Genomic DNA, 26,862 nt, shown 5'->3' with positions numbered 1-26,862 from the left:
CGGCGGCGCCCGGCAGCCGCAGGTCTGGCGGTGGCGTTCATCGCCCTCGCCGTGGTCGGCTGCACCCTGCGGCTGCTGGCCCGCGACCGCGGCGAACCGCTTCGTCACCTGGCAGCAGGCCGGTGCCGCCCTGATGTACGCCCTGATCGCCGTCGTCGGCGCCTTCCCGGAACTGGCCCGGCCGCTGGGGCTGACCCCCGTCCAGGCCGAGGCCCTCATGCTGATCGTCCTCGCCGTCCTGGGACCCGGTCTGGCGGTTCATGGCGGGGGCGGGCCGCCCGGCCGAGGACGCGCCCGCGGCCTAGGGCACCCGGGCCACGAGGTAGCGGAAGACGTTCGGCATCCACACGGTCCCGTCCTGCCGCCGGTACGGATGCAGCGTCTCCGTCAGCTCCTTGTCGACCTGCTTGGCGTCCGTCGCCGCGATCGCCGCGTCGAACAGGCCGGTCGACAGCAGCCCGCGTACGGCGCTGTCCAGGCCGGCGTACCCGAACGGGCAGGAGACCCGCCCCGAGCCGTCCGGCTTCAGCCCCGCCCGCTGGGCGACCTCCTCCAGGTCGTCCCGGCAGGCCGGCCGCCAGCTGCGCGCGCCGCGCAGCGGATCCGCCAGTTTCGTCGCCACCCGCAGCACGGAGGTGGTGGCGCAGCGCTCCGGCGGACCCCAGCCCACCAGCACCACCGCGGCACCCCGGCGGGCCGCCGGCAGCGCGTCCGCCAGCTGCTCGCCGAGCCCCTCGGAGTCACCCGCCAGACAGCCGATCGGCTCGAAGACGGTCACCACGTCGAACCCGGCCGCCTCCGCGCCTGCCGCGTCCTCGCCCACGGCGGCGAGCAGTCCCGGAGCCGTACGCGCGCGCGTGCCGCCGTTCTCGCCGTGCCCCGCGTCCCCGCCGCGGGCCGCCTCCGGCAGCAGGCGTTCGCGGGCGAGGGCGAGCCGCTCCGGCGAGGTGTCCACGCCGGTCACCGCCGCCCCTCGGGAGGCCGCCATCAGCAGCGCGAGCCCGGCGCCGCAGCGCAGGCCCAGCAGCCGGGTCGCCGGGCCCACTTCGAGCCGCTCGTGGACCGCCTCGTAGAGCGGGACCAGCATCCGTTCCTGGATCTCCGACCAGTCACGCGCGCGTGCCCACGGGTCCACGCGGGATGTGGAATCCGCGTGTGACCGGTGCTGCCGCACGAGCGTAGGTGTCATAGGTAAGCGCCCCAATCCGCCGACAAGTCGCCGCTGTGCCCGGTTGCGTGGCCCCCGTGCCGTGCGCGCGCACTTCCCACGTATGCCAGGTAACTCCCGGCTCGCGGCCCCGTCCAGGGGTCGTGGGGCCCGGCTTGCCGTCCGGGGGCGAGTGTGGCGAGATTTCACATCCCGGCAACCCGGGTGACCGTACGGTGTCCGCCCCGAGGTACGGGCCGGTGCCGGGGGGTCCGGACGCGCGCGGTAACGTCACGGCCGTCACAGACGCTGAACAGGACGAGGCACCGCCGGCAGAGCGGCCGAAACACGTCTTGCGCAGCCGCCGGCCGGCGTCGCACTCGCGTACTACACGCCGGTCGTATCACTCACTACGCACCAGCTTGGTACGAGCTGTGAGGCTTCTCCGCAGATCAGCGCACCCGCCCTCGTCAGCACGCATCAGCGGCAACTGACGGGTACGTGCAAATTATTTGGGATGGCCCGGAATCGGAACACAGCGGTACCCCCGCTCGTTGTCATTACGTGAGCACGACACAGACACCACCTGTTCTCGCCGCAGAGCTGGCGCAGGCGTGGGCCGACATTCAGCGGTACCACCCCGAGTTGCCGGACCTTGCCGCGCCAGAGTCCCTGATCGGGGAGTCGTCGTCCGCGTGCGGTCACGAGCTCTCCTTCGAGCGACTGCTCCACGAGGCAGTCCACGGCATCGCCGCAGCCCGCGGGATCCGCGACACCTCCCGGGCCGGCCGCTACCACAACCGCCGTTTCCTCGCGATCGCCGAGGAGCTGGGCCTCGACCACCCCGAGGAGCCGCACCCCAGCAGCGGCTTCTCCCTGGTCACGCTCAACCCCGAGGCGAAGCGGCGCTACCGCCCGACGATGGAGCGGCTCCAGCGCGCGCTGAGGGCCCACACGGCGGCCACCTCCTCCGACACCTCCCGCACGTTCCGCGGTCCGGCCGCCCGGCACGGCTCCTCCGGGGGCGGCGTCCGCGTCAAGGCGGTCTGCGACTGCGGGCGCAACGTCCGGGTGGTCCCGTCGGTCCTGGCCCAGGCCCCGATCGTCTGTGGCGGCTGTGGTAAGCCGTTCCGGATCCCGGAGGTCGCGGGAGCGGCGTAACCGCCGGCCGCGTGTACCGGCATCTCGTGGGTGCCGGTGGGGCCGAGCGATCGGGGTGCTGCTGCGCAGACAGCCGCACCTCGTGGCGCCGAGCGGCGCACCCGACGTACCTCACCTCCGCGCCGGGTGCTCCTCCGGCATGCCCGGGCGCCCGGAACCATCTCGGCCGAGAGCGGTCCGCGGGGTGTGGCACAATGGCTAGCTGTACTCGACAGCCGCACAGGACCCCTCTCTCCTCCGGCTGACGCGTCCATCGGGCACTCGGGTACCGCAACCCCACGCGGCAACCTGCCGTGCCCAACCACGTCAAAATCAGGAGAGTCCACTCCCGTGGCAGTCAAGATCAAGCTGAAGCGTCTGGGCAAGATCCGTTCGCCTCACTACCGCATCGTCGTCGCCGACTCCCGCACCCGCCGTGATGGTCGTGCGATCGAGGAGATCGGCAAGTACCACCCGACCTACAACCCGTCGGTCATCGAGGTGGACGCCGACCGTGTGGCGTACTGGCTGGGTGTCGGCGCGCAGCCGACCGAGCCCGTCCTCGCCATCCTGAAGAAGACCGGCGACTGGCAGAAGTTCAAGGGCGAGCCCGCCCCGGCGCCGCTGCTCGTCGCCGAGCCGAAGGCCACGCGTCCGTCGTTCGAGGCTCTCGGCGGTGACGACGAGGGCAAGGGTGAGGCGATCACCCAGAAGAAGAAGGCTGAGAAGAAGGACGAGGCCGCTGCCGAGTCCGAGTCGACCGAGGCCTGAGCAGCATGCTCGAAGAGGCGCTTGAGCACCTCGTGAAGGGCATCGTCGACAACCCTGACGATGTGCAGGTCGCCTCGCGCAACCTGCGCCGCGGGCGCGTGCTGGAGGTCCGGGTGCACCCCGACGACCTCGGCAAGGTGATCGGCCGCAACGGCCGCACCGCGCGTGCTCTGCGTACCGTCGTGGGCGCCATCGGCGGTCGCGGTGTCCGCGTCGACCTCGTCGACGTGGACCACGTCCGCTGACGCTTCATCGCAACCGGCTCGGGCCGGGGAGGGCCACTGAGCCGTCCCCGGCCCGCAGTCGTATGACAGGAGAGCAAGCACAGTGCAGCTGGTAGTCGCACGGATCGGCCGTGCCCATGGCATCAAGGGCGAGGTCACCGTCGAGGTGCGTACCGACGAGCCCGAACTCAGGCTCGCGCCCGGCGCCGTACTCGCCACCGACCCCGCATCCACGGGGCCGCTCACCATCGAGACGGGCCGGGTGCACAGCGGCCGGCTGCTCCTGCGCTTCGAGGGCGTACACGACCGCAACGGCGCCGAGGCCCTGCGCAACACCCTCCTGATCGCCGAGATCGACCCCGAGGAACTCCCCGAGGGCGAGGACGAGTACTACGACCACCAGCTGATGGATCTCGACGTGGTCACCGAGGACGGCACCGAGATCGGCCGGATCACCGAGATCTCGCACCTGCCGTCCCAGGACCTGTTCATCGTGGAGCGCCCGGACGGCACCGAGGTGATGATCCCGTTCGTGGAGGAGATCGTCGCCGAGATCGACCTGGAGGCGCAGAGGGCCGTCATCACCCCTCCGCCAGGCCTGATCGACGACCGCGCCGAGATCGACTCCTCCCGGGACGAGGACGAGTCCTGATGCGCCTCGACGTCGTCACGATCTTCCCCGAGTACCTGGAGCCCCTGAACGTCTCCCTCGTCGGCAAGGCCCGCGCGCGCGGCCGGCTCGACGTGCACGTGCACGACCTGCGGTCCTGGACGTACGACCGGCACAACACCGTCGACGACACGCCCTACGGCGGCGGCCCCGGCATGGTCATGAAGACCGAGCCCTGGGGCGACGCCCTGGACACGGTCCTCGCCGACGGCTACGAGGCCGGCGGCCGGGCCCCCGCGCTGATCGTCCCCACCCCGAGCGGCCGTCCCTTCACCCAGGAACTGGCCGTGGAACTCTCCGAGCGCCCCTGGCTGATCTTCACCCCGGCCCGCTACGAGGGCATCGACCGGCGCGTGATGGACGAGTACGCGACCCGCATGCCCGTCCACGAGGTCTCCATCGGCGACTACGTCCTCGCCGGCGGTGAGGCGGCCGTCCTGGTCGTCACCGAGGCCGTCGCCCGGTTGCTGCCCGGCGTCCTCGGCAACGCCGAGTCCCACCGGGACGACTCCTTCGCGCCCGGCGCGATGGCGAACCTCCTGGAGGGCCCCGTCCACACCAAGCCGCCCGTCTGGCGCGGCCGCGGCATCCCCGACGTGCTGCTCAGCGGCCACCACGGGAAGATCGCCCGCTGGCGCAGGGACGAGGCACTGCGGCGCACCACGGCCAACCGGCCCGACCTGATCGAGCACTGCGAGCCCAAGGCCTTCGACAAGAAGGACCGCGAGATGCTCTCCATCCTCGGCTGGGAACCGGACCCCGAGGGCGAGCGGTACGGCCGATTTTGGCGCCGGGCCGGGGGCGTGGAAGAATAGACCGCTGTTGTGCGTCCGTCCGGTGTGCGCCCCTGCCACAGGGGGACACGACGCCCGCCCCGACCCGCACGGCAGTCTCCTGTACATCTATCTCCCGTTGATGACCTGTGGCATCAGCGAAGAAAGCAGACGAAATGTCTCACCTGCTCGACTCCGTCGACGCGTCGTCGCTGCGCAGCGACATCCCGGCCTTCCGTCCGGGTGACACCGTCAACGTCCACGTGCGCGTCATCGAGGGCAACCGCTCCCGTGTGCAGCAGTTCAAGGGCGTTGTCATCCGCCGCCAGGGCGCCGGTGTCCGCGAGACCTTCACGGTCCGCAAGGTCTCGTTCTCCGTCGGCGTCGAGCGCACCTTCCCGGTGCACACCCCGATCGTCGAGAAGATCGAGCTCGTCACCCGTGGTGACGTGCGCCGCGCCAAGCTGTACTACCTCCGTGACCTGCGCGGCAAGGCCGCGAAGATCAAGGAGAAGCGCGAGAACTGAGCGCTTCCCCGGCGTCACAGCGGGGCCGGATAACATCTGGCTCCGATGGACACCGAAGCTCAGCAGACGGAACGCGACCGCTCCTCCCACCCCGGTACTCCGGGGCCGGAGGGCCGGTCGCGTTTCGCGTTGCCGTCGCGGATCACCGTGTGGCTGCCGGGGGGACGGATCACCGTCACCGTCTTCGCCTGCCTGGCGTTCGTCCTGCTGCTGAACACCTTCGTGGCGCAGCCGTTCGAGATTCCCAGCGGATCCATGGAGCGGGGTTTGAGGATCGGGGACCGCGTTCTCGTAAACAAGTTGGCGTACCGTTTCGGTGCCCAGCCGCGCCGCGGCGACGTGATTGTGTTCGACGGCACCGGGTATTTCGGAGACGCGGACTACGTCAAACGCGTTGTCGGGGTGGGGGGAGACCACGTGGTCTGCTGCGACAAGGAGGGCAGGATCGAGGTGAACGGCCGGTCGGTCGACGAGTCGTCGTTCCTCTATCCAGGGAACAGCGCCTCCAGCGTTCCCTTCGACGTCGCCGTGCCCGCGGGCCGCCTCTTCGTCCTCGGCGACCACCGCAGCCACTCCAGCGACTCCCGCGACCACCTGGGCTCGCCCGGCGGCGGCATGATCCCCGTGGACGACGTCATCGGCCGCGCCGACTGGATCGTCTGGCCGTACGGCCACTGGGCGCACCTGAGGCGCCCGCCGGCCTACGCGCGCGTGCCCGCGACCCCGGCGGAGGGGGCCCATGGGTAACCGCGGCAAACCGCGCGGGGTGCCCGCGACGCCCGCCGAGAACCTGCTGCCCACCGGGATCCGCCGCACCGGCTCGTCCGGGGGCGGTGGCCGCACGCGCGCGGAGCGCCGCAAACTGCAGCGCAAGGTCAAACGCAAGCGCCGTCGTTCAGCCGTTCGGGAGATCCCCCTTCTGGTCGGTGTCGCGGTCCTCATCGCGCTCGTCCTGAAGACCTTCCTCGTCCAGGCGTTCGTGATCCCGTCCGGCTCCATGGAGCAGACGATCCGGATCGGCGACCGTGTGCTGGTCGACAAGTTCACCCCCTGGTTCGGCTCCAAGCCGCAGCGTGGGGACGTCGTCGTCTTCCACGACCCGGGCGGCTGGCTCGCGGACGAACAGACCACCAAGAAGAACGACCCCATCGTCGTCAAGCAGTTCAAGGAAGGCCTCACCTTCATCGGCCTGCTGCCCTCCGACAACGAGAAGGACCTGATCAAGCGGGTCATCGGGGTCGGTGGCGACCACGTCAAGTGCTGCGACGCCCAGGGCCGCCTCACCGTCAACGGCGTACCGCTGACCGAGGGCGACTACATCTATCCGGGGGACGCCCCCTCCGCCACCCCCTTCGACATCACCGTGCCCAAGGGCCGGCTGTGGGTGATGGGTGACCACCGGGGCAACTCCGCTGACTCCCGCTTCCACCAGGACACGCCGTACGGCGGCACGGTCTCCGAGGACTCGGTGGTCGGCCGGGCCATGGCCATCGGCTGGCCGATCGGCCACTGGACGCGCCTTCAGGAACCTAAAACCTTCGCAAGCGTCGCCGACTCCGTGTCGGGGGCGACCGCCGGTACCCGGCAGTCGCATAGGGTTGCCTCAGAGAACCAGAACGGATCGACCCGGCTCCCGAGCCCTGCGGAACTCCCGCTCGTTATGGGAGTGGTGGGCCTGCACCGTATCCGGCGCGGGCGGCGGCACAGAGTGAGGAGTTGGCGTGGGGGATGTGGCGGTTGGCGCACGTTCGGGACACGACGGCGAAGAGCACCGCGGGCACCCCGTGGAGGCGAACGGTCCCGTCCCGGACGGCACCATGACCCCCAGGAATGACCCGGCCGACGACGGCGCGCCGGCGGACGAGCCCCGCACCCAGGACGCGGGCACGGGTGAGACCACGCACCGGCCGGCGAAGCAGCGCTCCTTCTGGAAGGAGCTGCCGATCCTGGTGGTCATCGCGCTGGTGCTGGCACTGCTGATCAAGACGTTCCTGGTGCAGGCGTTCTCGATCCCGTCCGACTCGATGCAGAACACCCTCCAGCAGGGTGACCGCGTCCTGGTCGACAAGCTCACCCCCTGGTTCGGTTCCGAGCCCGAGCGCGGCGAGGTCGTCGTCTTCCACGACCCGGACAACTGGCTGGCCGGCGAGCCGGCGCCCAACCCGAACGCCGTGCAGAAGGTGCTCAGCTGGATCGGCCTGATGCCGTCCGCCGAGGAGAAGGACCTGATCAAGCGCGTGATCGGCGTCGGCGGCGACACGGTCCAGTGCAAGGGCACCGGCCCGCTGGTGGTCAACGGCAAGGCGCTGAACGAGCCGTACGTCTACCCCGGCAACACGCCGTGCACCGACGACGACCTGGGCGGCCAGTTCAAGGTGAAGGTGCCCAAGGGCTACCTCTGGGTGATGGGCGACCACCGCCAGAACTCCCGCGACTCCCGCTACAACCAGTCCGACAAGCACCACGGCATGGTCCCCGTCGACGAGGTCGTCGGCCGTGCCATCGTCAAGGCCTGGCCGATCAATCGCTGGGGCACCCTGCCGATCCCGGACACCTTCGACCAGCCCGGGCTCGACGAGCAGTCCTCCGCCTCCGCCTCCCTGACGGTGGCCCCCCAGGGCGTGGCCCTCGTCGCGGTGCTGCCGGTGGCGGTGTGGCGGCGCCGGCGCTCGGACCGGCCGGAGTCCAAGGCCGTACCGACGAGGTCCGCCGGGCGGCGCTGACCCCACCCGGCCGGGCGGACCCGCCCGGCCGGTCCTCCCTCCGTCCTCACGCCCGGCCTGCCTGGGCGGGGGAAACAGGGGGCTGACCTCGCCCGGTACCGCCGGGTAGGGTGCGGGTCCATGGGTGGCGAGAGCACGACGCGTACGGCCCCGCACGGCGGCGGCACAGGCACGGCACGGGCCGGCGGCGGCAGAATCGGGCAGAGACTGTCCGGGCTGGCCGTGGCGCTCGGCCTGGTGCTGTTCCTCGGCGGATTCGCGTGGGCGGCGGTCACCTACCGCCCGTACACCGTGCCGACCAGCTCCATGACCCCCACCATCGACGCCGGTGACCGGGTGCTCGCCCAGCGGGTCGACGGCGACGAGGTGCGGCGCGGTGACGTCGTCGTCTTCGAGGACAAGAGCTGGGTCACCAACGCGAAGGTGGTCAAGCGTGTCGTAGCCGTCGGCGGTGACACCGTCTCCTGCTGCACCGACGGCAAGCTGACCGTCAACGGCAAGCAGGTAGACGAGCCCTACCTGCCCGAGGGCAGCCTGGCCGAGATCAAGAACATCCCGACCGTCACCGTCCCGAAGGGCCGGCTCTTCCTCCTCGGCGACGAGCGCCAGGGCTCATTGGACTCCAGCGCGCACCTCACCGACACCGCCAAGGGCACCGTCTCCCGCGACGCCGTCTCCGCCCGCGTGGAAGCCGTCGTGTGGCCCTGGAAGGGTTCGCTCAAGAGCCCCACCGGCTTCGAGTCGCTCGGCGCCCTCTCCCGGCCCGGTCCGCTGCGCACCATCGAGCTGATGATCGTCGCCGGAGCCGTCCTGGTCCTCGGCGGCGGCGCGTACGGCCCGATCGCCAAGCGCCTGGGCCGCTCCCGCGCCCGCACCGGCCCGGAGCCCGTCGGTGCCCGCTGAGACCACGCCGGCGGACGACTCCCGCGAGGGAGGGCTGCGCAAGGTCGCCCGGGTTGTCCTCCTCGACCCCGCGGACCGCATCCTGCTGCTGCACGGTCACGAGCCGGACGATCCGGCCGACGACTGGTGGTTCACCCCCGGCGGCGGTCTGGAGGGCGCCGAGACGCGCGAGGAGGCCGCGCTGCGGGAACTCGCCGAGGAGACCGGCATCACCGATGTGGAACTCGGTCCCGTGCTGTGGCGCAGGCGGTGCTCCTTCCCCTTCGCGGGACGCCGCTGGGACCAGGACGAGTGGTACTACCTGGCCCGTACGACCCAGACGGTCGGCGTGGCGACGGGGCTGACGGAGCTGGAGCGGCGCAGTGTCGCCGGAGCGCGCTGGTGGACGTGTCGGGAACTGACCCGGGCACATGAGACGGTGTATCCGACCAGACTCGCCGGGCTGCTGCAGCGGCTGCTCGACGAAGGTCCCCCGGCCAGGCCCGTGACCCTCGACACGGAAATCGTCTGAGGGCTCCCGGGACTGGCGCACAATGGGGGGATCGCACGGCTGAAGGGGAACATGCCATGAGCGCCGAGGACCTCGAGAAGTACGAGACCGAGATGGAGCTGAAGCTCTACCGGGAGTACCGAGACGTCGTCGGTCTGTTCAAATACGTGATCGAGACCGAGCGGCGCTTCTACCTCACCAACGACTACGAGATGCAGGTGCACTCGGTCCAGGGTGAGGTGTTCTTCGAGGTGTCCATGGCCGACGCCTGGGTCTGGGACATGTACCGGCCGGCACGCTTCGTCAAGCAGGTCCGCGTCCTCACGTTCAAGGACGTGAACATCGAGGAGCTGAACAAGAGCGACCTGGAGCTTCCGGGCGGGTGACGGGGTTTTCCACAACCGCTGAGCCGTCCACCAAGATCAACACGGGTGGGCCCGCTGCGTGACCGTTGGTGCCGGAGGTGGTGCCGACATGAGCAGGGCACGCAGTGCACTCGGCAAATACGGCGAGGACCTGGCCGCGCGGCGGCTGGTCCGGTCCGGGATGACGGTCCTGGAGCGCAACTGGCGCTCGGGCAGATCCGGCGAGATCGACATCGTGGCGCGGGACGGCGACGCGCTCGTCATCTGCGAGGTGAAGACCCGCAGGAGCGGTTCCTACGAGCATCCGATGGCCGCGGTCACCCCGCGGAAGGCCGAACGGCTCCGGGGCCTGGCCGAACGCTGGATCCACGCCCACGGCGGAGCACCGCCGGGCGGCGTCCGCATCGACCTGATCGGCGTGCTCCTGCCCCGCCGGGGCGCCCCGCTCGTCGAGCACGCTCGGGGGGTGGCCTGAGATGGGATTCGCCCGTACGTGCTCGGTGGCCCTGGTCGGAGTCGAAGGGGTCGTCGTCGAGGTCCAGGCCGACCTCGAACCCGGCGTCGCCGCCTTCACCCTGGTCGGCCTGCCGGACAAGAGCCTGACGGAGAGCCGCGACCGGGTCCGGGCGGCGGTGGTGAACTCGGGCGGCGAGTGGCCGCAGAAGAAGCTCACCGTCGGACTCAGCCCGGCGTCGGTGCCCAAGGCCGGTTCCGGCTTCGACCTGGCCGTCGCCTGCGCCGTGCTCGGCGCCGCCGAACGGATCGACCCCCGGGTCCTCGCCGACATCGTCATGATCGGCGAACTGGGCCTGGACGGCCGCGTGCGACCGGTCCGGGGCATCCTGCCGGCCGTCCTAGCCGCGGCCGACGCGGGCTACGAGCAGGTCGTCGTGCCGGAGTGCGCCGCCGCCGAGGCCTCGCTGGTCCCCGGTGTGTCGGTGCTGGGGGTGCGCAGCCTGCGCCAGCTGATCGCCGTGCTGACCGACGAGCCCGTCCCCGAGGAGCAGCCCGACGAGCAGGGGCGGCCCGACCCCCTCCTGGCCGGACTGCGCGTGCCCGGCACCGGCGCCGCCACCGGTATGCACAGCCTCGGCGCCGCACAGCACGACCACGATCACGACCTGGCCGACGTCGTGGGCCAGACCTCCGCCCGCACGGCGGTGGAGGTCGCCGCCGCCGGCGGACACCACCTGTTCCTGGAAGGCCCGCCCGGTGCGGGCAAGACCATGCTCGCCGAGCGCCTGCCCGCCGTGCTTCCCCGGCTCACCAGGGAGGAGTCGCTGGAGGTCACCGCCGTGCACTCGGTGGCCGGACTGCTGCCGCCGGGCAAGCCCCTCATCGACGTCGCGCCCTACTGCGCCCCGCACCACTCGGCGACGATGCAGTCCCTCGTCGGCGGCGGACCCGGCATCGCGCGCCCCGGGGCCGTGTCCCTCGCCCATCGCGGCGTGCTCTTCCTGGACGAGGCACCCGAGTTCCACGGCCAGACCCTCGACGCCCTGCGGCAGCCCCTGGAGTCGGGACACGTGGTGATCGCCCGCAGCGCCGGCGTGGTCCGCTTCCCGGCGCGCTTCCTCATGGTCCTGGCCGCCAACCCGTGCCCGTGCGGACGCTTCTCGCAGCGCGACTCGCTGTGCGAGTGCCCCCCGTCGGCGATCCGCCGCTACCAGTCCAGGCTGTCCGGCCCGCTGCTGGACCGGGTGGACCTGCGGGTGGAGGTGGATCCCGTCAGCCGGGCCCAGCTCACCGTGCCCGGCGCCCGGGGCGAGTCCACCGCGACCGTCGCCGCCCGGGTGCGCCAGGCCCGTGAGCGGGCCGCCGCCCGCCTCGCCAAAACCCCCTGGCGCACCAACAGCGAGGTCCCCGGCCGGGAGCTGCGCGGCCGGTACCAGGCCGTCACCGGCGCCATGGACGAGGCGGAACGCAACCTGGAGCGGGGCGTGCTCACCGCCCGGGGGATCGACCGGGTGCTGCGTGTCGCCTGGACGGTCGCCGACCTCGTCGGGCACGAACGCCCGGACGCCACCGACGTGGCGCTCGCCCTGCAACTGCGCACCGGCGTGCCCCGAGGGGTGCCGATGGCCATCGGGGCGCTGACGTGACCGCGGAAGAGGACTCCGACGGCGACCGGCTCGGCAGGGTGTTCCTCTGCCGGGTGGCCGAGCCGGGGGACGAGACCGTCGGGCGGTGGGTGCGCGAGTTCGGCGTGCGGGCGGTGGTGCGGCGGCTCCGCAAGGGCGAGGAACCGCTGCCCGGGATGAGTGCGACACGCTGGGCCGGGCTTGTCGCGCGGGCCAGGCGGGCCGAGCCGGAGCGGGATCTCGCGACGGCCCGGGCCGCCGGGGCGCGGTTCGTGTGCCCCGGGGACGCCGAGTGGCCCGGGCAGCTCGACGACCTCGCGGACGCGCGGCCCGTCGGGCTGTGGGTGCGCGGCCGCGCCGGCCTGCGGATGTGGGCGCTCAGATCCGTCGCCGTGGTGGGGGCCCGGGCCTGCACCGAGTACGGCACCCATGCGGCGGCCACGCTCGCCGCGGGGCTGGCCGAGCGGGGGTGGGTCGTCGTGTCCGGCGGCGCCTACGGCATCGACGGTGCCGCCCACCGCGGTGCCCTCGCCGCCCGCGGAGCCACTGTCGCCGTCCTCGCCTGCGGTGTCGACCGGTCCTACCCCCGCGGCCACGCCGCGCTGATCGACAGGATCGCGGAACAGGGACTCGTCGTCGGCGAGTTGCCGCCGGGCGACCACCCGACACCGAGCCGGTTCATCCTCCGCAACCGGGTCATCGCCGCGCTGACCAGGGGAACCGTCGTCGTCGAGGCCGCCTGCCGCAGCGGGTCACTGGCCACCGCGCGGGCCGCCCAGCGGCTCGGCCGCTTCACCATGGGCGTGCCCGGCCCGGTCACCAGCGCCCTCTCGGCCGGTGTGCACGAACTGCTGCGAGGTGAGGCCGCCCTGGTCACCGACGCGGCGGAAGTGGTGGAACTCGTCGGCGACATGGGAGAGCTGGCACCGCCGCGGCGCGGCCCGGTGCTGCCGCGCGACCTGCTGGAACCGGCCGCCCGCGCCGTCCTCGCCGCCCTGCCCGGCGACCGGGCGGCCCCCACCGACGAGATCGCGCTCGGCGCGCGGACCACCAGGGACGAGGCGATCGCGAGACTGTACGAACTCCGAGCACTTGGCTACGTCGAACGACACGGCGATGGCTGGAAGTTGACACGCCAGGCGATGATCTCGCTCCGGGACGGTCACCGACCGTGTTGACCGACGAGGTTCGGCCGTCCGGGGGAATCCCCGACGCCCTTGCGAATGCGCGGAGTTGGCGACCCCGGCCGGTCACGCAGAGCGAGCCCGGCGGCGGGGTCACGGGGGCGGCCGAGGAGCCCCGCGCACGAGTGGTGCCCCGGTGTTCGCACACCGCGACACCTCAGTCACGCTACGCTCACGAAGGGTCGACACAGACTGCGCCAACGCGACACCAGACCGACAGCTCACCCAGGCAGCCCACTTCACCCGAACGAACCCGTACCGGCCCACTTAACGGCACTTCACGGCACTTCACGGCAGAACGGCACAAGGCGACGAATGCCCCAGCACACCTCCGGGTCCGACCGGGCGGCGATCCCCCCAGCCGCCCGCGACGGTGGCAGCGTGCGGCCGCCCGCTCCCTCGACGCTCGACGAACTGTGGCGGTCGTACAAGGCGACGGGGGACGACCGGCTGCGTGAGCAGCTGATCCTGCACTACTCGCCGCTGGTCAAGTACGTGGCCGGCCGGGTGAGCGTGGGGCTGCCGCCCAACGTGGAGCAGGCGGACTTCGTGTCCTCCGGCGTGTTCGGGCTGATCGACGCGATCGAGAAGTTCGACATCGACCGGGAGATCAAGTTCGAGACGTACGCGATCACCCGGATCCGCGGCGCGATGATCGACGAGCTGCGGGCGCTGGACTGGATCCCCCGTTCGGTCCGGCAGAAGGCGCGCAACGTCGAGCGTGCCTACGCCACCCTGGAGGCCCGGCTGCGCCGCACCCCGTCCGAGATCGAGGTCGCCGACGAGCTGGGCATGGAGGTCGACGAACTCCACGCAGTTTTCAGCCAGTTGTCGCTGGCCAACGTGGTCGCCCTGGAGGAGCTGCTGCACGTCGGCGGCGAGGGCGGGGACCGGCTCAGCCTGATGGACACCCTCGAGGACACCGCCGCCGACAACCCGGTGGAGGTGGCCGAGGACCGGGAGCTGCGGCGGTTCCTCGCGCGGGCGATCAACACACTGCCCGAGCGGGAGAAGACCGTCGTCACGCTGTACTACTACGAGGGACTCACCCTCGCCGAGATCGGCAATGTGCTCGGCGTCACCGAGAGCCGGGTCAGCCAGATCCACACCAAGTCGGTGCTGCAGCTGCGGGCGAAGCTCGCGAGCTTCGGGCGCTGACTCGTCCCGGCCACGCTGCGTCGGCTCCCGTTGTCCCGGGCGCGTCCGTAAAGTGGTGCCGTGCCAAGGATTCGAGCGGCCTCCGTGGCCGAGCACCGGTCGATGCAGCGAGCCGCCCTGCTGGACGCGGCTCGGTCCCTGCTGTCCGAGGGCGGGACGGAGGCGCTGACCTTTCCCGCGCTGGCCGAGCGGACGGGGCTGGCGCGGTCGTCCGTCTACGAGTACTTCCGGTCGCGCGCGGCCGTGGTCGAGGAGCTGTGCGAGGCCGACTTCCCGCTGTGGGCGGCGGAGGTGGCCTCCGCCATGGAGCGGGTGGACTCACCCGAGGGCAAGGTCGAGGCGTACGTACGGCAGCAGCTGGCGCTGGTCGGGGACCGGCGCCACCGGGCGGTCGTCGCGATCTCCGCGAGCGAGCTGGACGCGGGGGCCCGCGAGAAGATCCGGGCGGCCCACGGCGGCCTGGTCGCGATGATCGTCGAGGCGCTCGGGGAGATGGGCCACGCGCAGCCCCGGCTGGCGGCGATGCTGCTCCAGGGCGTCGTGGACGCGGCGGTCCGCCGCATCGAACTCGGCGCGGCCGAGGACCCCACCGTCATCACCGACGCCGCCGTGGCCATGGCCCTGCGGGGCGTACGGGGCTGAGGCGGCCGGGCGGCGGCGGATTCCGCCGGCCGGCGCCGACCTGGTGCCGCCGCGCCCCCGTGCCGCCCCGAGTCGGTTCGTGTGGCGGGCCGTGGGCGGCGGTCAGCACGGTTCCCCGCGCCACCGGAGACACTGCCGCGCTACAGGCCGGAGACCCGGCGGTGGCTGCCCCGGCGGTACCGGGAGCAGCCTCGACGGCCCCCTCGCCAGCAGCCAGGGCGGCAGCAGGGAGAGCGGGTCCAGGTAGGTCTCGCCCCGCAGCAGGCCCCAGTGCACGCAGGTCGCCGGTCCGCAGTGCGAGCCTCCCGCCTGGACCGTCCCCACCACGCCGCCCGCCACCACCTCGTCCCCCTTCCGCACCGCCGCGGTCACCGGCTCGTACGTGGTGCGGAGATCCGTTCCGGCCAGCTCCACGGCAACCACGCCCCGGCCGGCCACCCGGCCCGCGAAGGACACCCGGCCCGCCGCGACCGCGCGCACCGCCGAACCGGCCGGCGCCGCCAGGTCGACGCCGCGGTGGCCGGCGCCGTACACCGTCGCCGGGGGCTCCCAGCCCCGCAGCACCGAGGGGCGCACGCCCACCGGCCAGGCGCGGCCCACGGCCGGCACCGGGTCCGCGGGGGCGGAAGACGGCCCCGGCACCGGGGGGTCCGCCCGGGCCGGAGGGGTGAGGGCGCCCACGGCCGGGCTCAGCAGCACAGCCGCCCCCATCAGGACCCATCGCATCGCTCGTCGCATGCGGCTCACCGTCCCGCACGGCGCCGATCATGTCCGGAGCCTGTGGAGAACCCCCCGCTTGTGGAGAGCGGCGTCACCCGGCGCCTTCCCGGTCCCGTACACTTCTTCTGGCGATCCGGGTCACCGGGTCGACTTCGCACGCCCCGGTACGGCACCCGGCAAGGGTTCGTACCAAGCGCCTCTCGGTCCTTCGCGGCACGGCGCATCGCGGGCGTCAGGCGCGGCCGCCGTCCGGCGGACGCGGCACAACCGAGAAATTCAAGGAGATACGGCCATGGCCGTCGTCACGATGCGGGAGCTGCTGGAGAGCGGCGTCCACTTCGGTCACCAGACCCGTCGCTGGAACCCGAAGATGAAGCGCTTCATCTTCACCGAGCGCAACGGCATCTACATCATCGACCTGCTCCAGTCGCTGTCGTACATCGACCGCGCCTACGAGTTCGTCAAGGAGACCGTCGCCCACGGCGGCACGGTCATGTTCGTCGGCACGAAGAAGCAGGCGCAGGAGGCCATCGCGGAGCAGGCCACCCGCGTCGGCATGCCCTTCGTCAACCAGCGTTGGCTGGGCGGCATGCTCACCAACTTCTCGACCGTCTACAAGCGTCTGCAGCGCCTCAAGGAGCTCGAGCAGATCGACTTCGAGGACGTCGCGGCCTCCGGTCTGACCAAGAAGGAGCTTCTCGTGCTCTCGCGCGAGAAGGCCAAGCTGGAGAAGACCCTCGGCGGTATCCGCGAGATGTCCAAGGTTCCCAGCGCCGTCTGGATCGTGGACACCAAGAAGGAGCACATCGCGGTCGGTGAGGCCCGGAAGCTCAACATCCCGGTCGTCGCGATCCTCGACACCAACTGCGACCCCGACGAGGTCGACTACAAGATCCCGGGCAACGACGACGCGATCCGCTCCGTCACCCTGCTCACCCGCGTGATCGCCGACGCCGTCGCCGAGGGTCTCATCTCCCGCTCCCGCGTCGCCACCGGCGACAAGGGCGAGAAGGCCGCCGCCGCCGAGCCGCTGGCCGAGTGGGAGCGCGACCTGCTCGAGGGCGAGAAGAAGGACGAGGCTCCGGCCGCCGAGGCTGCTCCGGCCGCTGAGGCTGCTCCGGCCGCCGAGGCCACCGAGGCTGCCCCCGCCGCCGAGGCCGCTCCGGCCGAGGGCGAGAAGGCCGCCGAGGGCGAGCAGGCCTGACGTCAGCGTTGACGGCGGGGGCGGTGACATGAAGTCCGCCCCCGCTGTTCACCCGTAGGACGGCACCGTGTACGGGATCCGCGGCTCCCTGTGGATCCCGGACCGTGCGGACCTGAAGATCTCCCAGACTTCGAGAAAGACTCACAGACTCATGGCGAACTACACCGCCGCCGACGTCAAGAAGCTCCGTGAGCTCACGGGCGCCGGCATGATGGACTGCAAGAAGGCGCTGGACGAGGCCGAGGGCAACGTCGACAAGGCCGTCGAGGCGCTGCGCATCAAGGGCCAGAAGGGCGTCGCCAAGCGCGAGGGCCGCTCCGCCGAGAACGGCGCCGTGGTCTCCATCATCGCCGACGACAACTCCTCCGGCGTCCTCGTCGAGCTGAAGTGCGAGACGGACTTCGTCGCCAAGGGCGAGAAGTTCCAGGCCGTGGCCCAGGCCATCGCCGAGCACGTCGCCAAGACGAACCCGGCCGACCTCGAGGCGCTCCTCGCCTCCGAGATCGAGGCCGGCAAGACCGTCCAGGCGTTCGTGGACGAGGCCAACGCCAACCTCGGCGAGAAGATCGTCCTGGACCGCTTCGCGCAGTTCTCCGACGGCTACGTCCTGGCCTACATGCACCGCACCATGCCCGACCTGCCCCCGCAGATCGGTGTCCTGGTCGAGCTCGACAAGCCCAACGCCGAGGTCGCCAAGGGCATCGCCCAGCACATCGCCGCCTTCGCGCCGAAGTACCTCTCCAAGGAGGACGTGCCGGCCGAGGTCGTCGAGACCGAGCGCCGCGTCGCCGAGGAGACCACCCGCGCCGAGGGCAAGCCCGAGGCCGCGATCGCCAAGATCGTCGAGGGTCGTGTCAACGGCTTCTTCAAGGACGCCACGCTGCTCGGCCAGCCGTACGCGCTCGACAACAAGAAGTCGGTCCAGAAGGTTCTGGACGAGGCCGGTGTCACCCTGAAGCGCTTCTCGCGCATCAAGGTCGGCATCTGAGTCCGTACCGCGATCGACGCGCGACCCACGGAGAAATCCCGATAGGGTCGACAGCAGTCGTCCGCGCACACCGCCACACCCGGGCGTGCGGCGGACGGCAGCAGATCTGACGAGGAGGCCATTGCCGCGCATGGGAGCGAAAAGCGAACCCATCGGCAATGGCCTTCTTCGTATGTGCAACACGTGAAAGAGGCGGGATCTCCATGACCACGAAGGCCCAGAAGAGCGACGACGGCAAAGTACGCGGCCGGTTTCTGCTGAAGCTGTCCGGAGAGGCCTTCTCCGGTGGCGGGGGCCTGGGCGTCGACCCCGACGTGGTGCACAAGATCGCCCGCGAGATCGCCGCCGTCGTCCGCGACGGAGCGGAGGTCGCGGTCGTCATCGGCGGCGGCAACTTCTTCCGCGGCGCCGAACTCCAGCAGCGCGGCATGGACCGTGCGCGCTCCGACTACATGGGCATGCTCGGCACCGTGATGAACTGCCTCGCCCTCCAGGACTTCCTGGAGAAGGAGGGCATCGACAGCCGGGTGCAGACCGCCATCACCATGGGGCAGGTCGCCGAGCCGTACATCCCGCTGCGCGCCGTGCGCCACCTGGAGAAGGGCCGCGTGGTCATCTTCGGCGCCGGCATGGGCATGCCGTACTTCTCCACCGACACCACCGCCGCCCAGCGCGCCCTGGAGATCGACGCCGAGGCGCTGCTCATGGGCAAGAACGGCGTGGACGGGGTCTACGACTCCGACCCCAAGACCAACCCCGACGCCGTCAAGTTCGACGCCCTCGGCTACGGCGAGGTCATCACCCGGGACCTCAAGGTCGCCGACGCCACGGCCATCACCCTGTGCCGCGACAACAAGCTCCCGATCCTCGTGTTCGAGCTTCTTGCGGAGGGCAATATCGCCCGCGCCGTCAAGGGTGAGAAGATCGGCACGCTGGTGGGTGAGCAGGGCGGCCGGGACTGACCGGCACGACCCCGCCACCCGGGAGCGCCACCTGTCCGAGGGACGGACGGGACGCACCCTGGCCGGGGGATGGACAATGTCCTGCCGGTCGGGAACCGTGCAGGAAGAAGACGCGACGCAGCCGGCCGCCGCTCCGATCGCGGAACCGCGGCCGGGCCTTACTCAAGACACGCAGGAGCAAGTGGTGATCGAAGAGACCCTCCTCGAGGCCGAGGAGAAGATGGAGAAGGCCGTCGTGGTCGCCAAGGAGGACTTCGCCGCGATCCGCACCGGCCGTGCGCACCCGGCGATGTTCAACAAGATCGTGGCCGACTACTACGGCGCCCCGACGCCGATCAACCAGCTGGCCTCGTTCTCCGTGCCGGAGCCGCGCATGGCGGTCGTGACCCCGTTCGACAAGAGCGCGCTGCGCAACATCGAGCAGGCGATCCGCGACTCCGACCTGGGCGTCAACCCCAGCAACGACGGCAACATCATCCGAGTGGTGTTCCCCGAGCTGACCGAGGAGCGCCGCCGCGAGTACATCAAGGTCGCCAAGGGCAAGGGTGAGGACGCGAAGGTCTCCATCCGCTCCGTGCGCCGCAAGGCCAAGGACGCCATCGACAAGCTGATCAAGGACGGCGAGGTCGGCGAGGACGAGGGCCGCCGTGCGGAGAAGGAACTCGACGACCTGACGGCGAAGTACGTCGCCCAGGTGGACGAGCTCCTCAAGCACAAGGAATCGGAGCTGCTCGAAGTCTGATGAGCGACTCTTCCTGGGGGGCACCGTCGTACGCGGGGCAGGCCGGGTACTGGGGGTCCACCGACGGTGGACCTGTCCAGGGGGCCGCCCCGGCGGGTCCCCCGTACGATGCGCCTGAGGCGCACCAGACTCGCCCCATGCCCATCGTGCCCGAGGCCCCCGCGTTCGGCGGGGCCCAGGACGACGACCGGGGGGCCGCTCGGCTGGGCGGTCCCTTGTTCCGAGACGAGACCTTCCAGGACCGGCCCGTCCCGGCCGAGACCCAGAATCCGGAGCCCATGCCCGACGCCCCGCAGCCGGCGCCAGCGCCGCAGAAGAAGAGCGCGGGCCGTGACCTGAGCGCGGCCATAGGCGTCGGCGTCGGGCTCGGTGTGGTGATCGTCGCGTCCCTGTTCGTCGTCAAGGCCGTGTTCGTCGGTGTCGTGGCGATCGCCGTCGTCGTCGGTCTGTGGGAGCTGACCAGCAGACTGCAGGAGCGCAAGGGCATCAAGGCGCCGCTCGTGCCGCTCGCGGTCGGTGGTGCGGCGATGGTGGTCGCCGGCTATGTGCGCGGTGCCGAGGGGGCGTGGGTCGCCATGGCCCTGACCGCCCTCGCGGTTCTGGTCTGGCGCATGACCGAACCACCGGAGGGCTACCTCAAGGACGTCACGGCCGGCGTCTTCGCCGCGTTCTACGTGCCGTTCCTGGCCACCTTCGTCGCGATGATGCTCACCGCCGACGACGGCCCCTGGCGGGTCCTCACCTTCTTGCTGCTGACGGTCGTCAGCGACACGGGCGCGTACGCGGTCGGCTGGCGTTTCGGCAAGCACAAGCTCGCCCCGCGCATCAGCCCCGGCAAGACCCGCGAGGGGCTGCTCGGCGCGGTGACCTTCGCCATGGTCGCGGGCGCGCTGTGCATGCAGTTCCTGATCGACGACGGCACCTGGTGGCAGGGCCTGCTGCTGGGGCTCGCGGTCGCGGCCAGTGCCACCCTGGGTGACCTGGGCGAGTCCATGATCAAGCGTTACCTGGGCATCAAGGACATGGGCACCCTGCTCCCCGGCCACGGCGGCATCATGGACCGGCTGGACTCCCTGCTGCCGACCGCGCCCGTGGTGTGGCTGCTGCTGGTCCTCTTCGTCGGTTCCGCCTGAGCACGCAGGCAGCCGACCCGCACGTCGTACGGCTTCCGGGCCCCCGTCCAGAACAGGGCGGTGGCCCGTTGTCGTGTCCGGGGCCCCGCTGGTCGGCCGCCGTGTGATCCGCTGCCGCACTCCGGGCTTCGGGCGCCCGCCACCGGATTCAGGAGCCTCGGGGCTCGACGGCGCACCAACGAGTACGGGGCGGCCCGTCGCCCTACCGTTCCGGGGCCGTCGCCGTACCGCGGGCCGGGAGGAGCCTCGTCCACGTTGCCAGGGGCTTCGGGCGCCGGGGCTCCTCGCCGTTGCCGGGGGCTTCGGGGCGTCGCCGTACCGGAGGGTTCCCCGGGGCGGAGCCGGCGGCACCCGGATGCCGCAGTACAAGTCGGCGCCCGGAGCCGGTGCGCGGCAGACTCCCTGGCAGGGCGGTGTGTCCGCCGCCGCAGCCCCGCCGCAGGGAGTGTGCCCGATGCCCCTCGACCCCGCTCCGGCCCCGCCTCCGCCGCCGGTGAGGTTCTGGCCCGTCGACGATCTGCCCGCGCTGGACCCCGACCCCTTCCTGGACGAGGTGTTGCGCGAGGAACCGGTCACCCGGATCAGGCTGCCGCACGGCGACGGGTACGCCTGGCTGGTCACCCGCTACGAGGACGTCCGCTTCGTCACCTCCGACCCGCGCTTCTCCCGGGAAGAGGTCGTCGGCCGCGATGTCACCACCATGCGCCCCGTGCCGGTGGCTTCGCAGACGGCGGGACTGCAGTACATCGACCCGCCCCGGCACAACCGGCTGCGCCGGGTCGTCGCGCGTGCGTTCACCGGCAGGAGCATGCAGCGGCTGCGGCCGCTGGCCGAGCACCGGGCCGCCGAACTGCTGGACGCGATGGAACGCGCCGGCGCACCGGCCGACCTGATGGAGCACCTGCACGGGCCGTTCCCGATCGCCGTGATCCGTGACTTCCTCGGCGTCGACGAGAAGGACTGGCACCGCTGGGCGCAGACGGGCGAGGCGCTGCTGTCGGCGGGTGTCGAGTCCAAGGAACGTGCCGCCGAGGCCGCGAAGGCCACCCGGGCCCGCATCGTCGAACTGCTCCAGCAACGCCGCGAGGATCCCCGCGAGGACCTGGCCGGCGTGCTGGCGCAGGCCGCGGCCTCCGGCGAGATCACCGACGACGAGGCGATCTCCCTGGCCACCGCGATCCAGGTCAGCGGCGGTCACGCGGTCCGCAACAACAGCGGCTCGATGATGTACGCGCTGCTCACCCACCCCGGGCACATGGACCGGCTGCGCCGTGAGCCGGAACTGCTGCCCCGGGCCGTGGACGAACTGTTCCGCTACGTCCCGCACCGCAACGGCGTCGGCATCCCCAGGGTCGCCACCGAGGACGTGGAGGTGGGCGGCCAGCTGGTCCGGGCCGGCGACGTGGTCTACAACGCGTATGTCTCCGCCAACCGGGACCCGGACGTGTTCGCCGACCCCGACAGCCTGGACTTCGACCGCGAGACCGCCGCCCATCTGGCCTTCGGCCACGGCCCGCACCACTGCCTGGCCGCCATCATGGCCCGCATGGAGGCCGAGGTGATGATCGGCTCCGTACTCACCCGCTTCCCGGCGATCCGGCTGGCCGTGCCCCCCGAGGAGGTCGAGTTCCAGCGCCAGGGCCTGATCCGCGGTCCACGGACCCTGCCCGTGACCTGGTGAGGGAACCGATCGCGCACGTGCGGCGTCTGCCGGAACGACCAAGGCTTCCGGCATGACCGCGGCCTGACCGCACAGGTGGGGGAGAAATGATCGTTGTGCTGCTCGGCGTCCTGGCGCTCGTCATCGGCGGATGCGTCTGCGTGGTGTGGGCGGAGCGAGGCGGCCCACGCTGGGCCCGCGTCGTGGCGAAGGTGACCCTCGTGGCCGCCGAAGTCGTCAGCACCTCCACGAAGAACCGGAGCCGGGGCCGCAACAACAGCTCCGGCGACGACTGAGGGGCCACGGCGTGGGCGGGCCCCGGCCCGCGCCGCCGGGCTCGGCTCCCCGTCGGTCGAGCCGGACGAGCATGGCGTCTTCCGCCGCCGCGGCAGCTCCGAAGAACCCCGTCGCCGGGACGGGCCGGGTGCGCTCGACCGGGGGCGCCGCCGGTACGACGGGCCGGAGCCGGTCGTACGTGGTGTCGCCCGGCGCATGCGCCGCGAGCCGGACCCGGTCGGGCCGCAGGTATCTCGGCGCAACGCACGCGCCGGCCCGGGCGGTCAGCAGGCCCGAGCCGGCGGACGGAGGGTACGCACCCACGATCACGTCAGTCGGCCGGTCGGCTCCGCCGGACGACTAGGCACTGCGCGGTTTCCTGCCCGGTGCCTTCTTCGTGGTCGTCTTCTTCGCCGTGGCCTTCTTGGCCGGCTGCTTCTTGGCGGGCGCCCTCTTCTTCGGTGGGGGCAGTTCGTGGACCTCCGCCGGGCCCGCTCCCTCGCCCCGGGACCTCTTCGCCTGCTGCACGGACGCGTTCAGTGCGGCCATCAGGTCGAGCACCTGCGCCGGCTCCTCCGGTTCGGGTGCCTCCGGGAGCGGCTTGTTCCCGCGCTTCGCCTCGATGATCCGCGCGACGGCCTCCGTGTACTGGTCCTGGAACTCGGGTCCTTCGAGGGAGTCGGCGGTCATGGTGTCCATGAGCGCGAGGGCGCCCTCGATCTCCTCGTCGGTGATCTCGACCGGAGCGGGGAGCAGCTCGGTGGGATCGCGGATCTCGTCCGGCCAGCGCATCGCGTGCAGCACGAGAACGCCGTCGCGTACCCGCAGCAGGCCCAGCCGCTCCCTGCCGCTCCACGCGTACTTCGCGACGGCGACCTTGCTCGAGCGGCTGAGGGCCTGCACCAGCAGCTTGTACGGCTTGGCGGCGACCTGGCCCGCCGGCTGGAGGTAGTACCCGTCGGAGATCCGGATCGGATCGATCGACGCGAGGGGAACGAACGCGTCGATCTCGATGGCCTTCGCCGTGGGCAGCGGCAGATTGCTCAGGTCCTCGTCCGTGATCGGGACGACCTGTGTCCTGGTCACCTCGTAGCCCTTGCCGATCTCGTCCTGCGGGACCTCGCGGTCCTCCAGCTCGCACACCTTGCGGTAGCGCACCCGGCCCATGTCCTCCAAGTGGTACTGGTGGAAGTGGATGCTGTGGTCCTCCGTGGCGCCGACCACGTTGATCGGCACGGTGACCAGGCCGAACGAGATGGCGCCTGACCAGATGGTTCGGGGCATGACCAACCTCCGCAGTCGCCCCGAGCACCGTCAGCCTATGAGCGCCCCAGCCGCACCGCACGCGGGCCTACGCCACGCTCTGGCCCCTGCTGCGGCCGGTCGAGCGGGCCACACCCCCGGGTCACCCATGTGGATCTGCGACACTGGTAACGCTATGCCTAAGCCCGGAGAACTGATGTGCTGCGGGCACGAAGAAGCCCCCCACCAGCGATGATGTCGCCGGTAGGGGGCTGTCCTAAGCCCGCTGGGCCGCCTCTGGGCCGTCAGGGCTCCTGGGCCGTGTCGAAGACCGCGTCCAGGGCCCGGCGGGCTCGCTCGCTGCTGCTGGGCATCAAGTGGGCGTACACCCGCAGCGTCATCGCCGGATCGGCATGGCCGAGGTACTCGCTCACGGCCTTGATGCTCTCGCCCGAGTCCAGGAGGACCGAGGCGTAGAAGTGGCGAAGGGCGTGCATCCCGTGCTGCCGCGCGGAGGCGTACGGCTTACCCGGTTCGGGCGTCGGGATGAGGCCGGCAGACGCGAGAGCGGGCTTCCACTCATGGGTGTTGAAGTTGCTGCGCCAGACGATTCCAGCGGCCTTGTTGGTGAAGATCAGGCGCCGCTCGGTCAACGGGCCGTCCGGCCTGCCCCACGGCAGCTTGATGCCCACGGGCGGGTGACTCTTCGTGTGCTGCCGCAGGGCGGACGCCACCGAGGACGGCAGCGGTACGTCCCGCTCCTTGTTGCCCTTGGGCGGAGCGAAGACCGCGACACCCCGGATCAGCTTGACCTGAGTGGTGACCCGCAGCGTGTCTCCGTCGAGCTGCACGGCGTCCTCCGACAGACCGATGATCTCGCCCTGCCGGAGACCGCAGCCGCTGCCCACGGAGACCATGGCCTGGTACCGCTCGGGCAGAGCGTCCCGGACCGCACGAACCTGGGACGGGAGCCACGGCACGACCCGGGCGGTCGAGACGGCGGGCGGCCGGACAGATGCCGCCGAGCACGGATTCCGGGCGAGGTGGCCGTCATCCACGGCGGCCGAAAGCACCGCGCGGACGTTGGCGTTGCGGGCGTAGGTGCCGCCTATCGAGTCGTTCTCCAGGTCGCGCACGAACTCGCGGATGTGGACCGGGCGGAAGGAGCCGAGCGGGCGCGCCCCGATGCGAGGGAAGGCGTGTAGCCGGAGCCGGGTCTCCACTCCGATGCGGGTGTTCAGGTCGGTCGTCTGCCCGGTGATCCAGCGCTCCGCGTACTGCTGGAAGGTCATCCGGGCGGCCTTTGGGTCGACGTACTGACCGCGGGACATGTCGGCAGCCGTCTCGGCCAGCCACTCTTCCGCCTTGCGCTTCTGACGGTCGGGGAAGGACCGGCTCTTCTCGGTGCCGTCCGGCCCGACGTACCGAGCCCGGTAGCGGAGGCCGCTGCCGTAGCGGTCGGTCTTCACCTTCATAGGCTTGCCGTCCGGGCCCGTCTCGGTCTTGTACCAGCGCTCCTGCACGTGGCCGGGCATCAGGCGGCCACCTCGGTCAGCCCGTCGACCCACTGACGAAGCCGGACAGGGTCGTAGCGAAGATGCCGGCCGACGCGGAAGGCCGGAGGACCTGTGCGCTTGCGCCGCCACTGGTAGAGCGTCTCGACCGGAACACCGAGCAGCTCGGCGACGTCGGCCGGGGTCAGGTACCGCTCGGGAAGCGTGCGGACGGTCATGCGGCGGCTCCTTCCAGGGCCAGGTCTTGCAGGGCTTCACGGGCGGTTTCACGGTTGAGCTGGAGGCCGCGGGCGATGGTGGCGGCCAGGACGGATTCACCGGGCGTGTGGCCGTGGCCCGCGTGCTGCCAGTCGGTTAGGACCAGGACGGTGTCCGGCTCCTGGTCCTCGAGGACGAGGGCGGCGTGCTCCTGCGCCGCGCGGTAGTCGGCGCGGGCCTGGCGGAGAGCGCCGAGGGTGGTGGAGTAGCGGCGGGACTTCGAGGAGAAGTGGCCGCGGAAGCCGAGCATGTGCGCCCAGGCCCACAGGCGGCGCTCCGGATACAGCGGATCGAGCAACTTGCAGGCTTCGATCAGGCGGCGGGTGTGGTCGACCTGCTCGCCGAGCCGACCCTGCTGGAGTGGACAGCCGACAGCGGCACCCGCACGGTGCCGGCGCTTCGCTCGGCGCTGATGAACTACCGCCAGCTCACTCCGCTGTTGGGGGTCACCACCGAGGGCGAGGCGACCTCGCTCGACGAACTCCGTGCCAGCGTCGGTGAGGTCTGGGACGCCTACCAGGACTCCCGTTACGCGTTCGCCACCCGCCGTCTGCCGTTGCTGCTGGCCGACGCGCTCATTGCGGCCCAGGCCTACGAAGGCCGGGAACGCGAGCAGGCGCACGAACTCATGGCGATGACCTATCAGGGCGCGGCCATGGTGCTCACCAAGATCGGAGAGACCGACCTTGCATGGATCGCGGCCGACCGCGGCCTGGCCGCAGCCCAGCAGTCCGGCAATGCGGTGGTGACCGGGTCCCTGTTCCGCTCCGTGGCTCACTGCCTGCTGTCCAACGGCCGCTTCGATGCCGCCACACAACTCGTCGGAGACGCCGGCGAGTACCTCCGCCCCGGCATGGACAATGCAAGCCCCGAGTTTCTGTCCATCTACGGGACACTGTTCCTCGCGGGCTCCATCGCAGCGGCCCGAGCGGAGGACCGCGCAACCACTCAGGCCTTCATCACGGAGGCCGACCGGGCGGCGCAGCGCCTCGGAACCGATGCCAACCATGTCTGGACCGCTTTCGGCCCGACGAACGTGGCCATCCACCGAGTGGCGACCGCCGCAGAGCTGGGAGACATGCAGGTCGCCGTCGACCTGGGCCCGCAGATCGACACCAGCGGCCTGCCGACCGAGCGCCGGACCCGGCACAACCTCGAGGTGGCCCGAGCCCTCAGCGCCCACAACCGCATGGACGACGCACTGGCCAAGATCCTGGAAGCGGAGAGCTGGGCCCCCGAGCAGGTACGAAGCCACTACCTCGCGCGCGAGCTCGTACTCACCTGGGTGCGGAACCAGCGAGGCAAGCCCAGCCGCAGTCTGGCGGACCTGGCCGACAGGCCGCATGTCGTCTGAGCTGGGTACGC

Annotated in this window: 30 protein-coding genes and 1 pseudogene; 25 read left to right on the top strand and 6 right to left on the bottom strand. The window is 71.3% G+C overall.

Annotated features, from left to right (window positions below; genetic code table 11):
• Nucleotides 1–301: 301 nt before the first annotated feature.
• Complete coding sequence (locus BLW57_RS12250; protein ID WP_176985558.1) at nucleotides 302–1,189, bottom strand: SAM-dependent methyltransferase; 888 nt, start codon at nucleotides 1,187–1,189, stop codon at nucleotides 302–304.
• 522 nt (nucleotides 1,190–1,711) lie between these two features.
• On the opposite strand from BLW57_RS12250, the gene BLW57_RS12245 reads away from it, so the two are divergent.
• From BLW57_RS12245 to BLW57_RS12165, 17 genes are all read left to right on the top strand, one after another.
• Entirely contained in the window at nucleotides 1,712–2,308 is a 597-nt protein-coding gene (locus BLW57_RS12245) for a hypothetical protein (RefSeq protein ID WP_093474352.1), read from the top strand.
• A gap of 330 nt (nucleotides 2,309–2,638) precedes the next feature.
• Nucleotides 2,639–3,058, top strand: coding sequence for a 30S ribosomal protein S16 (gene rpsP, locus BLW57_RS12240; protein ID WP_020942484.1), 420 nt, complete (start codon nucleotides 2,639–2,641; stop codon nucleotides 3,056–3,058).
• Nucleotides 3,059–3,063: 5 nt separating this feature from the next.
• Nucleotides 3,064–3,303, top strand: coding sequence for an RNA-binding protein (locus BLW57_RS12235; protein ID WP_003973401.1), 240 nt, complete (start codon nucleotides 3,064–3,066; stop codon nucleotides 3,301–3,303).
• A gap of 82 nt (nucleotides 3,304–3,385) precedes the next feature.
• Nucleotides 3,386–3,934, top strand: coding sequence for a ribosome maturation factor RimM (gene rimM / locus BLW57_RS12230; RefSeq protein ID WP_093474351.1), 549 nt, complete (start codon nucleotides 3,386–3,388; stop codon nucleotides 3,932–3,934).
• Complete coding sequence (trmD, locus tag BLW57_RS12225; protein WP_093474349.1) at nucleotides 3,934–4,767, top strand: tRNA (guanosine(37)-N1)-methyltransferase TrmD; 834 nt, start codon at nucleotides 3,934–3,936, stop codon at nucleotides 4,765–4,767. Before rimM ends, trmD begins: the two co-directional genes overlap by 1 nt.
• A 134-nt stretch (nucleotides 4,768–4,901) precedes the next feature.
• Nucleotides 4,902–5,252 (top strand): 50S ribosomal protein L19, encoded by a 351-nt coding sequence (rplS, locus tag BLW57_RS12220; protein WP_093474348.1) that lies wholly within the window; start codon nucleotides 4,902–4,904, stop codon nucleotides 5,250–5,252.
• Nucleotides 5,253–5,297: 45 nt separating this feature from the next.
• Nucleotides 5,298–5,999, top strand: a complete 702-nt coding sequence (gene lepB, locus BLW57_RS12215; RefSeq protein WP_093474346.1) for a signal peptidase I — start codon at nucleotides 5,298–5,300, stop codon at nucleotides 5,997–5,999.
• Complete coding sequence (gene lepB / locus BLW57_RS12210) at nucleotides 5,992–7,086, top strand: signal peptidase I (RefSeq protein ID WP_093474345.1); 1,095 nt, start codon at nucleotides 5,992–5,994, stop codon at nucleotides 7,084–7,086. The genes lepB (BLW57_RS12215) and lepB (BLW57_RS12210) overlap by 8 nt, the downstream gene beginning before the upstream one ends.
• Nucleotides 6,974–7,975, top strand: a complete 1,002-nt coding sequence (gene lepB, locus BLW57_RS12205; protein ID WP_093474343.1) for a signal peptidase I — start codon at nucleotides 6,974–6,976, stop codon at nucleotides 7,973–7,975. The genes lepB (BLW57_RS12210) and lepB (BLW57_RS12205) overlap by 113 nt, the downstream gene beginning before the upstream one ends.
• A 120-nt stretch (nucleotides 7,976–8,095) precedes the next feature.
• A complete protein-coding gene (gene lepB, locus BLW57_RS12200) occupies nucleotides 8,096–8,878 on the top strand; it encodes a signal peptidase I (protein WP_093474342.1) in 783 nt (260 codons plus the stop codon).
• The gene (locus BLW57_RS12195; protein ID WP_093474340.1) at nucleotides 8,868–9,389 is read left to right on the top strand and encodes an NUDIX hydrolase; all 522 of its coding nucleotides are present in this window, start codon (nucleotides 8,868–8,870) and stop codon (nucleotides 9,387–9,389) included. The genes lepB (BLW57_RS12200) and BLW57_RS12195 overlap by 11 nt, the downstream gene beginning before the upstream one ends.
• A gap of 56 nt (nucleotides 9,390–9,445) precedes the next feature.
• Complete coding sequence (locus tag BLW57_RS12190; RefSeq protein WP_003965949.1) at nucleotides 9,446–9,754, top strand: DUF2469 domain-containing protein; 309 nt, start codon at nucleotides 9,446–9,448, stop codon at nucleotides 9,752–9,754.
• Nucleotides 9,755–9,842: 88 nt separating this feature from the next.
• Complete coding sequence (locus BLW57_RS12185) at nucleotides 9,843–10,208, top strand: YraN family protein (RefSeq protein ID WP_176985557.1); 366 nt, start codon at nucleotides 9,843–9,845, stop codon at nucleotides 10,206–10,208.
• A 1-nt stretch (nucleotide 10,209) separates the two neighbouring features.
• Nucleotides 10,210–11,835 carry a YifB family Mg chelatase-like AAA ATPase gene (locus tag BLW57_RS12180; RefSeq protein ID WP_093474337.1) on the top strand — a complete coding sequence of 542 codons (1,626 nt, stop codon included), beginning with the start codon at nucleotides 10,210–10,212 and terminating at the stop codon, nucleotides 11,833–11,835.
• A complete protein-coding gene (gene dprA, locus BLW57_RS12175; RefSeq protein WP_093474336.1) occupies nucleotides 11,832–12,992 on the top strand; it encodes a DNA-processing protein DprA in 1,161 nt (386 codons plus the stop codon). The genes BLW57_RS12180 and dprA overlap by 4 nt, the downstream gene beginning before the upstream one ends.
• A gap of 321 nt (nucleotides 12,993–13,313) precedes the next feature.
• The gene (whiG, locus tag BLW57_RS12170; RefSeq protein WP_093474334.1) at nucleotides 13,314–14,156 is read left to right on the top strand and encodes an RNA polymerase sigma factor WhiG; all 843 of its coding nucleotides are present in this window, start codon (nucleotides 13,314–13,316) and stop codon (nucleotides 14,154–14,156) included.
• A gap of 84 nt (nucleotides 14,157–14,240) precedes the next feature.
• Entirely contained in the window at nucleotides 14,241–14,798 is a 558-nt protein-coding gene (locus tag BLW57_RS12165; protein ID WP_093474333.1) for a TetR/AcrR family transcriptional regulator, read from the top strand.
• Nucleotides 14,799–14,900: 102 nt separating this feature from the next.
• Here the strand turns inward: BLW57_RS12165 and BLW57_RS12160 are convergent, their stop codons facing one another.
• Nucleotides 14,901–15,536: a M23 family metallopeptidase gene (locus tag BLW57_RS12160; protein ID WP_093474331.1), complete on the bottom strand. Its 636-nt coding sequence runs from the start codon at nucleotides 15,534–15,536 to the stop codon at nucleotides 14,901–14,903.
• Between the two features lie 274 nt (nucleotides 15,537–15,810).
• Here BLW57_RS12160 and rpsB point away from each other — a divergent pair, with 274 nt between their 5' ends.
• The 7 genes from rpsB (at nucleotide 15,811) to BLW57_RS12125 (ending at nucleotide 22,503) form a co-directional block, all read left to right on the top strand.
• Nucleotides 15,811–16,722 carry a 30S ribosomal protein S2 gene (gene rpsB, locus BLW57_RS12155; RefSeq protein ID WP_093474330.1) on the top strand — a complete coding sequence of 304 codons (912 nt, stop codon included), beginning with the start codon at nucleotides 15,811–15,813 and terminating at the stop codon, nucleotides 16,720–16,722.
• Nucleotides 16,723–16,873: 151 nt separating this feature from the next.
• Nucleotides 16,874–17,710, top strand: coding sequence for a translation elongation factor Ts (tsf, locus tag BLW57_RS12150; RefSeq protein WP_093480668.1), 837 nt, complete (start codon nucleotides 16,874–16,876; stop codon nucleotides 17,708–17,710).
• Between the two features lie 203 nt (nucleotides 17,711–17,913).
• Complete coding sequence (gene pyrH / locus BLW57_RS12145) at nucleotides 17,914–18,672, top strand: UMP kinase (RefSeq protein WP_093474328.1); 759 nt, start codon at nucleotides 17,914–17,916, stop codon at nucleotides 18,670–18,672.
• 184 nt (nucleotides 18,673–18,856) lie between these two features.
• Nucleotides 18,857–19,414 (top strand): ribosome recycling factor, encoded by a 558-nt coding sequence (gene frr / locus BLW57_RS12140; RefSeq protein ID WP_073890041.1) that lies wholly within the window; start codon nucleotides 18,857–18,859, stop codon nucleotides 19,412–19,414.
• On the top strand, nucleotides 19,414–20,547 hold the full coding sequence (locus tag BLW57_RS12135; RefSeq protein WP_093474327.1) for a phosphatidate cytidylyltransferase: 1,134 nt from the start codon (nucleotides 19,414–19,416) through the stop codon (nucleotides 20,545–20,547). The genes frr and BLW57_RS12135 overlap by 1 nt, the downstream gene beginning before the upstream one ends.
• Nucleotides 20,548–21,001: 454 nt before the next feature.
• Complete coding sequence (locus tag BLW57_RS12130) at nucleotides 21,002–22,228, top strand: cytochrome P450 (protein ID WP_093474325.1); 1,227 nt, start codon at nucleotides 21,002–21,004, stop codon at nucleotides 22,226–22,228.
• 86 nt (nucleotides 22,229–22,314) lie between these two features.
• A complete protein-coding gene (locus tag BLW57_RS12125; protein ID WP_093474324.1) occupies nucleotides 22,315–22,503 on the top strand; it encodes a hypothetical protein in 189 nt (62 codons plus the stop codon).
• 340 nt (nucleotides 22,504–22,843) lie between these two features.
• Here the strand turns inward: BLW57_RS12125 and BLW57_RS12120 are convergent, their stop codons facing one another.
• The 4 genes and pseudogenes from BLW57_RS12120 to repSA all read right to left on the bottom strand — a co-directional run.
• Nucleotides 22,844–23,767 (bottom strand): non-homologous end joining protein Ku, encoded by a 924-nt coding sequence (locus BLW57_RS12120; protein ID WP_093474322.1) that lies wholly within the window; start codon nucleotides 23,765–23,767, stop codon nucleotides 22,844–22,846.
• A gap of 263 nt (nucleotides 23,768–24,030) precedes the next feature.
• Nucleotides 24,031–25,260, bottom strand: coding sequence for a tyrosine-type recombinase/integrase (locus tag BLW57_RS12115; RefSeq protein WP_093474321.1), 1,230 nt, complete (start codon nucleotides 25,258–25,260; stop codon nucleotides 24,031–24,033).
• Nucleotides 25,260–25,457, bottom strand: coding sequence for a helix-turn-helix domain-containing protein (locus BLW57_RS12110; RefSeq protein ID WP_093474319.1), 198 nt, complete (start codon nucleotides 25,455–25,457; stop codon nucleotides 25,260–25,262). The genes BLW57_RS12115 and BLW57_RS12110 overlap by 1 nt, the downstream gene beginning before the upstream one ends.
• A pseudogene (gene repSA, locus BLW57_RS12105) lies at nucleotides 25,454–25,828 on the bottom strand (replication initiator protein RepSA); the annotation flags it as partial. The gene BLW57_RS12110 and the pseudogene repSA, both read right to left, overlap by 4 nt.
• Here repSA and BLW57_RS12100 point away from each other — a divergent pair.
• Entirely contained in the window at nucleotides 25,823–26,851 is a 1,029-nt protein-coding gene (locus tag BLW57_RS12100) for an XRE family transcriptional regulator (protein WP_176985369.1), read from the top strand. The pseudogene repSA and the gene BLW57_RS12100 sit on opposite strands and share 6 nt — an antisense overlap.
• The last annotated feature ends 11 nt before the right edge of the window (nucleotides 26,852–26,862 follow it).

The sequence above is a fragment of the Streptomyces sp. 1222.5 genome, from assembly GCF_900105245.1.
Classification (GTDB): Bacteria; Actinomycetota; Actinomycetes; order Streptomycetales; family Streptomycetaceae; genus Streptomyces; species Streptomyces albidocamelliae.
The sequence above is the reverse complement of the archived record's forward strand: the minus strand, read 5'-3'. Positions and strand labels throughout refer to the sequence as shown.

Bases quoted from the DNA above. Each gene is read 5' to 3' on its own strand.
- BLW57_RS12250 (WP_176985558.1), bottom strand. From the start codon at position 1,189: ATGACACCTACGCTCGTGCGGCAGCACCGGTCACACGCGGATTCCACA.
- BLW57_RS12235 (WP_003973401.1), top strand. From the start codon at position 3,064: ATGCTCGAAGAGGCGCTTGAGCACCTCGTGAAGGGCATCGTCGACAAC.
- trmD (WP_093474349.1), top strand. From the start codon at position 3,934: ATGCGCCTCGACGTCGTCACGATCTTCCCCGAGTACCTGGAGCCCCTG.
- rplS (WP_093474348.1), top strand. From the start codon at position 4,902: ATGTCTCACCTGCTCGACTCCGTCGACGCGTCGTCGCTGCGCAGCGAC.
- lepB (WP_093474346.1), top strand. From the start codon at position 5,298: ATGGACACCGAAGCTCAGCAGACGGAACGCGACCGCTCCTCCCACCCC.
- lepB (WP_093474345.1), top strand. From the start codon at position 5,992: ATGGGTAACCGCGGCAAACCGCGCGGGGTGCCCGCGACGCCCGCCGAG.
- lepB (WP_093474342.1), top strand. From the start codon at position 8,096: ATGGGTGGCGAGAGCACGACGCGTACGGCCCCGCACGGCGGCGGCACA.
- BLW57_RS12190 (WP_003965949.1), top strand. From the start codon at position 9,446: ATGAGCGCCGAGGACCTCGAGAAGTACGAGACCGAGATGGAGCTGAAG.
- BLW57_RS12185 (WP_176985557.1), top strand. From the start codon at position 9,843: ATGAGCAGGGCACGCAGTGCACTCGGCAAATACGGCGAGGACCTGGCC.
- BLW57_RS12180 (WP_093474337.1), top strand. From the start codon at position 10,210: ATGGGATTCGCCCGTACGTGCTCGGTGGCCCTGGTCGGAGTCGAAGGG.
- whiG (WP_093474334.1), top strand. From the start codon at position 13,314: ATGCCCCAGCACACCTCCGGGTCCGACCGGGCGGCGATCCCCCCAGCC.
- BLW57_RS12160 (WP_093474331.1), bottom strand. From the start codon at position 15,536: ATGCGACGAGCGATGCGATGGGTCCTGATGGGGGCGGCTGTGCTGCTG.
- rpsB (WP_093474330.1), top strand. From the start codon at position 15,811: ATGGCCGTCGTCACGATGCGGGAGCTGCTGGAGAGCGGCGTCCACTTC.
- tsf (WP_093480668.1), top strand. From the start codon at position 16,874: ATGGCGAACTACACCGCCGCCGACGTCAAGAAGCTCCGTGAGCTCACG.
- pyrH (WP_093474328.1), top strand. From the start codon at position 17,914: ATGACCACGAAGGCCCAGAAGAGCGACGACGGCAAAGTACGCGGCCGG.
- BLW57_RS12135 (WP_093474327.1), top strand. From the start codon at position 19,414: ATGAGCGACTCTTCCTGGGGGGCACCGTCGTACGCGGGGCAGGCCGGG.
- BLW57_RS12130 (WP_093474325.1), top strand. From the start codon at position 21,002: ATGCCCCTCGACCCCGCTCCGGCCCCGCCTCCGCCGCCGGTGAGGTTC.
- BLW57_RS12125 (WP_093474324.1), top strand. From the start codon at position 22,315: ATGATCGTTGTGCTGCTCGGCGTCCTGGCGCTCGTCATCGGCGGATGC.
- BLW57_RS12120 (WP_093474322.1), bottom strand. From the start codon at position 23,767: ATGCCCCGAACCATCTGGTCAGGCGCCATCTCGTTCGGCCTGGTCACC.
- BLW57_RS12115 (WP_093474321.1), bottom strand. From the start codon at position 25,260: ATGCCCGGCCACGTGCAGGAGCGCTGGTACAAGACCGAGACGGGCCCG.
- BLW57_RS12110 (WP_093474319.1), bottom strand. From the start codon at position 25,457: ATGACCGTCCGCACGCTTCCCGAGCGGTACCTGACCCCGGCCGACGTC.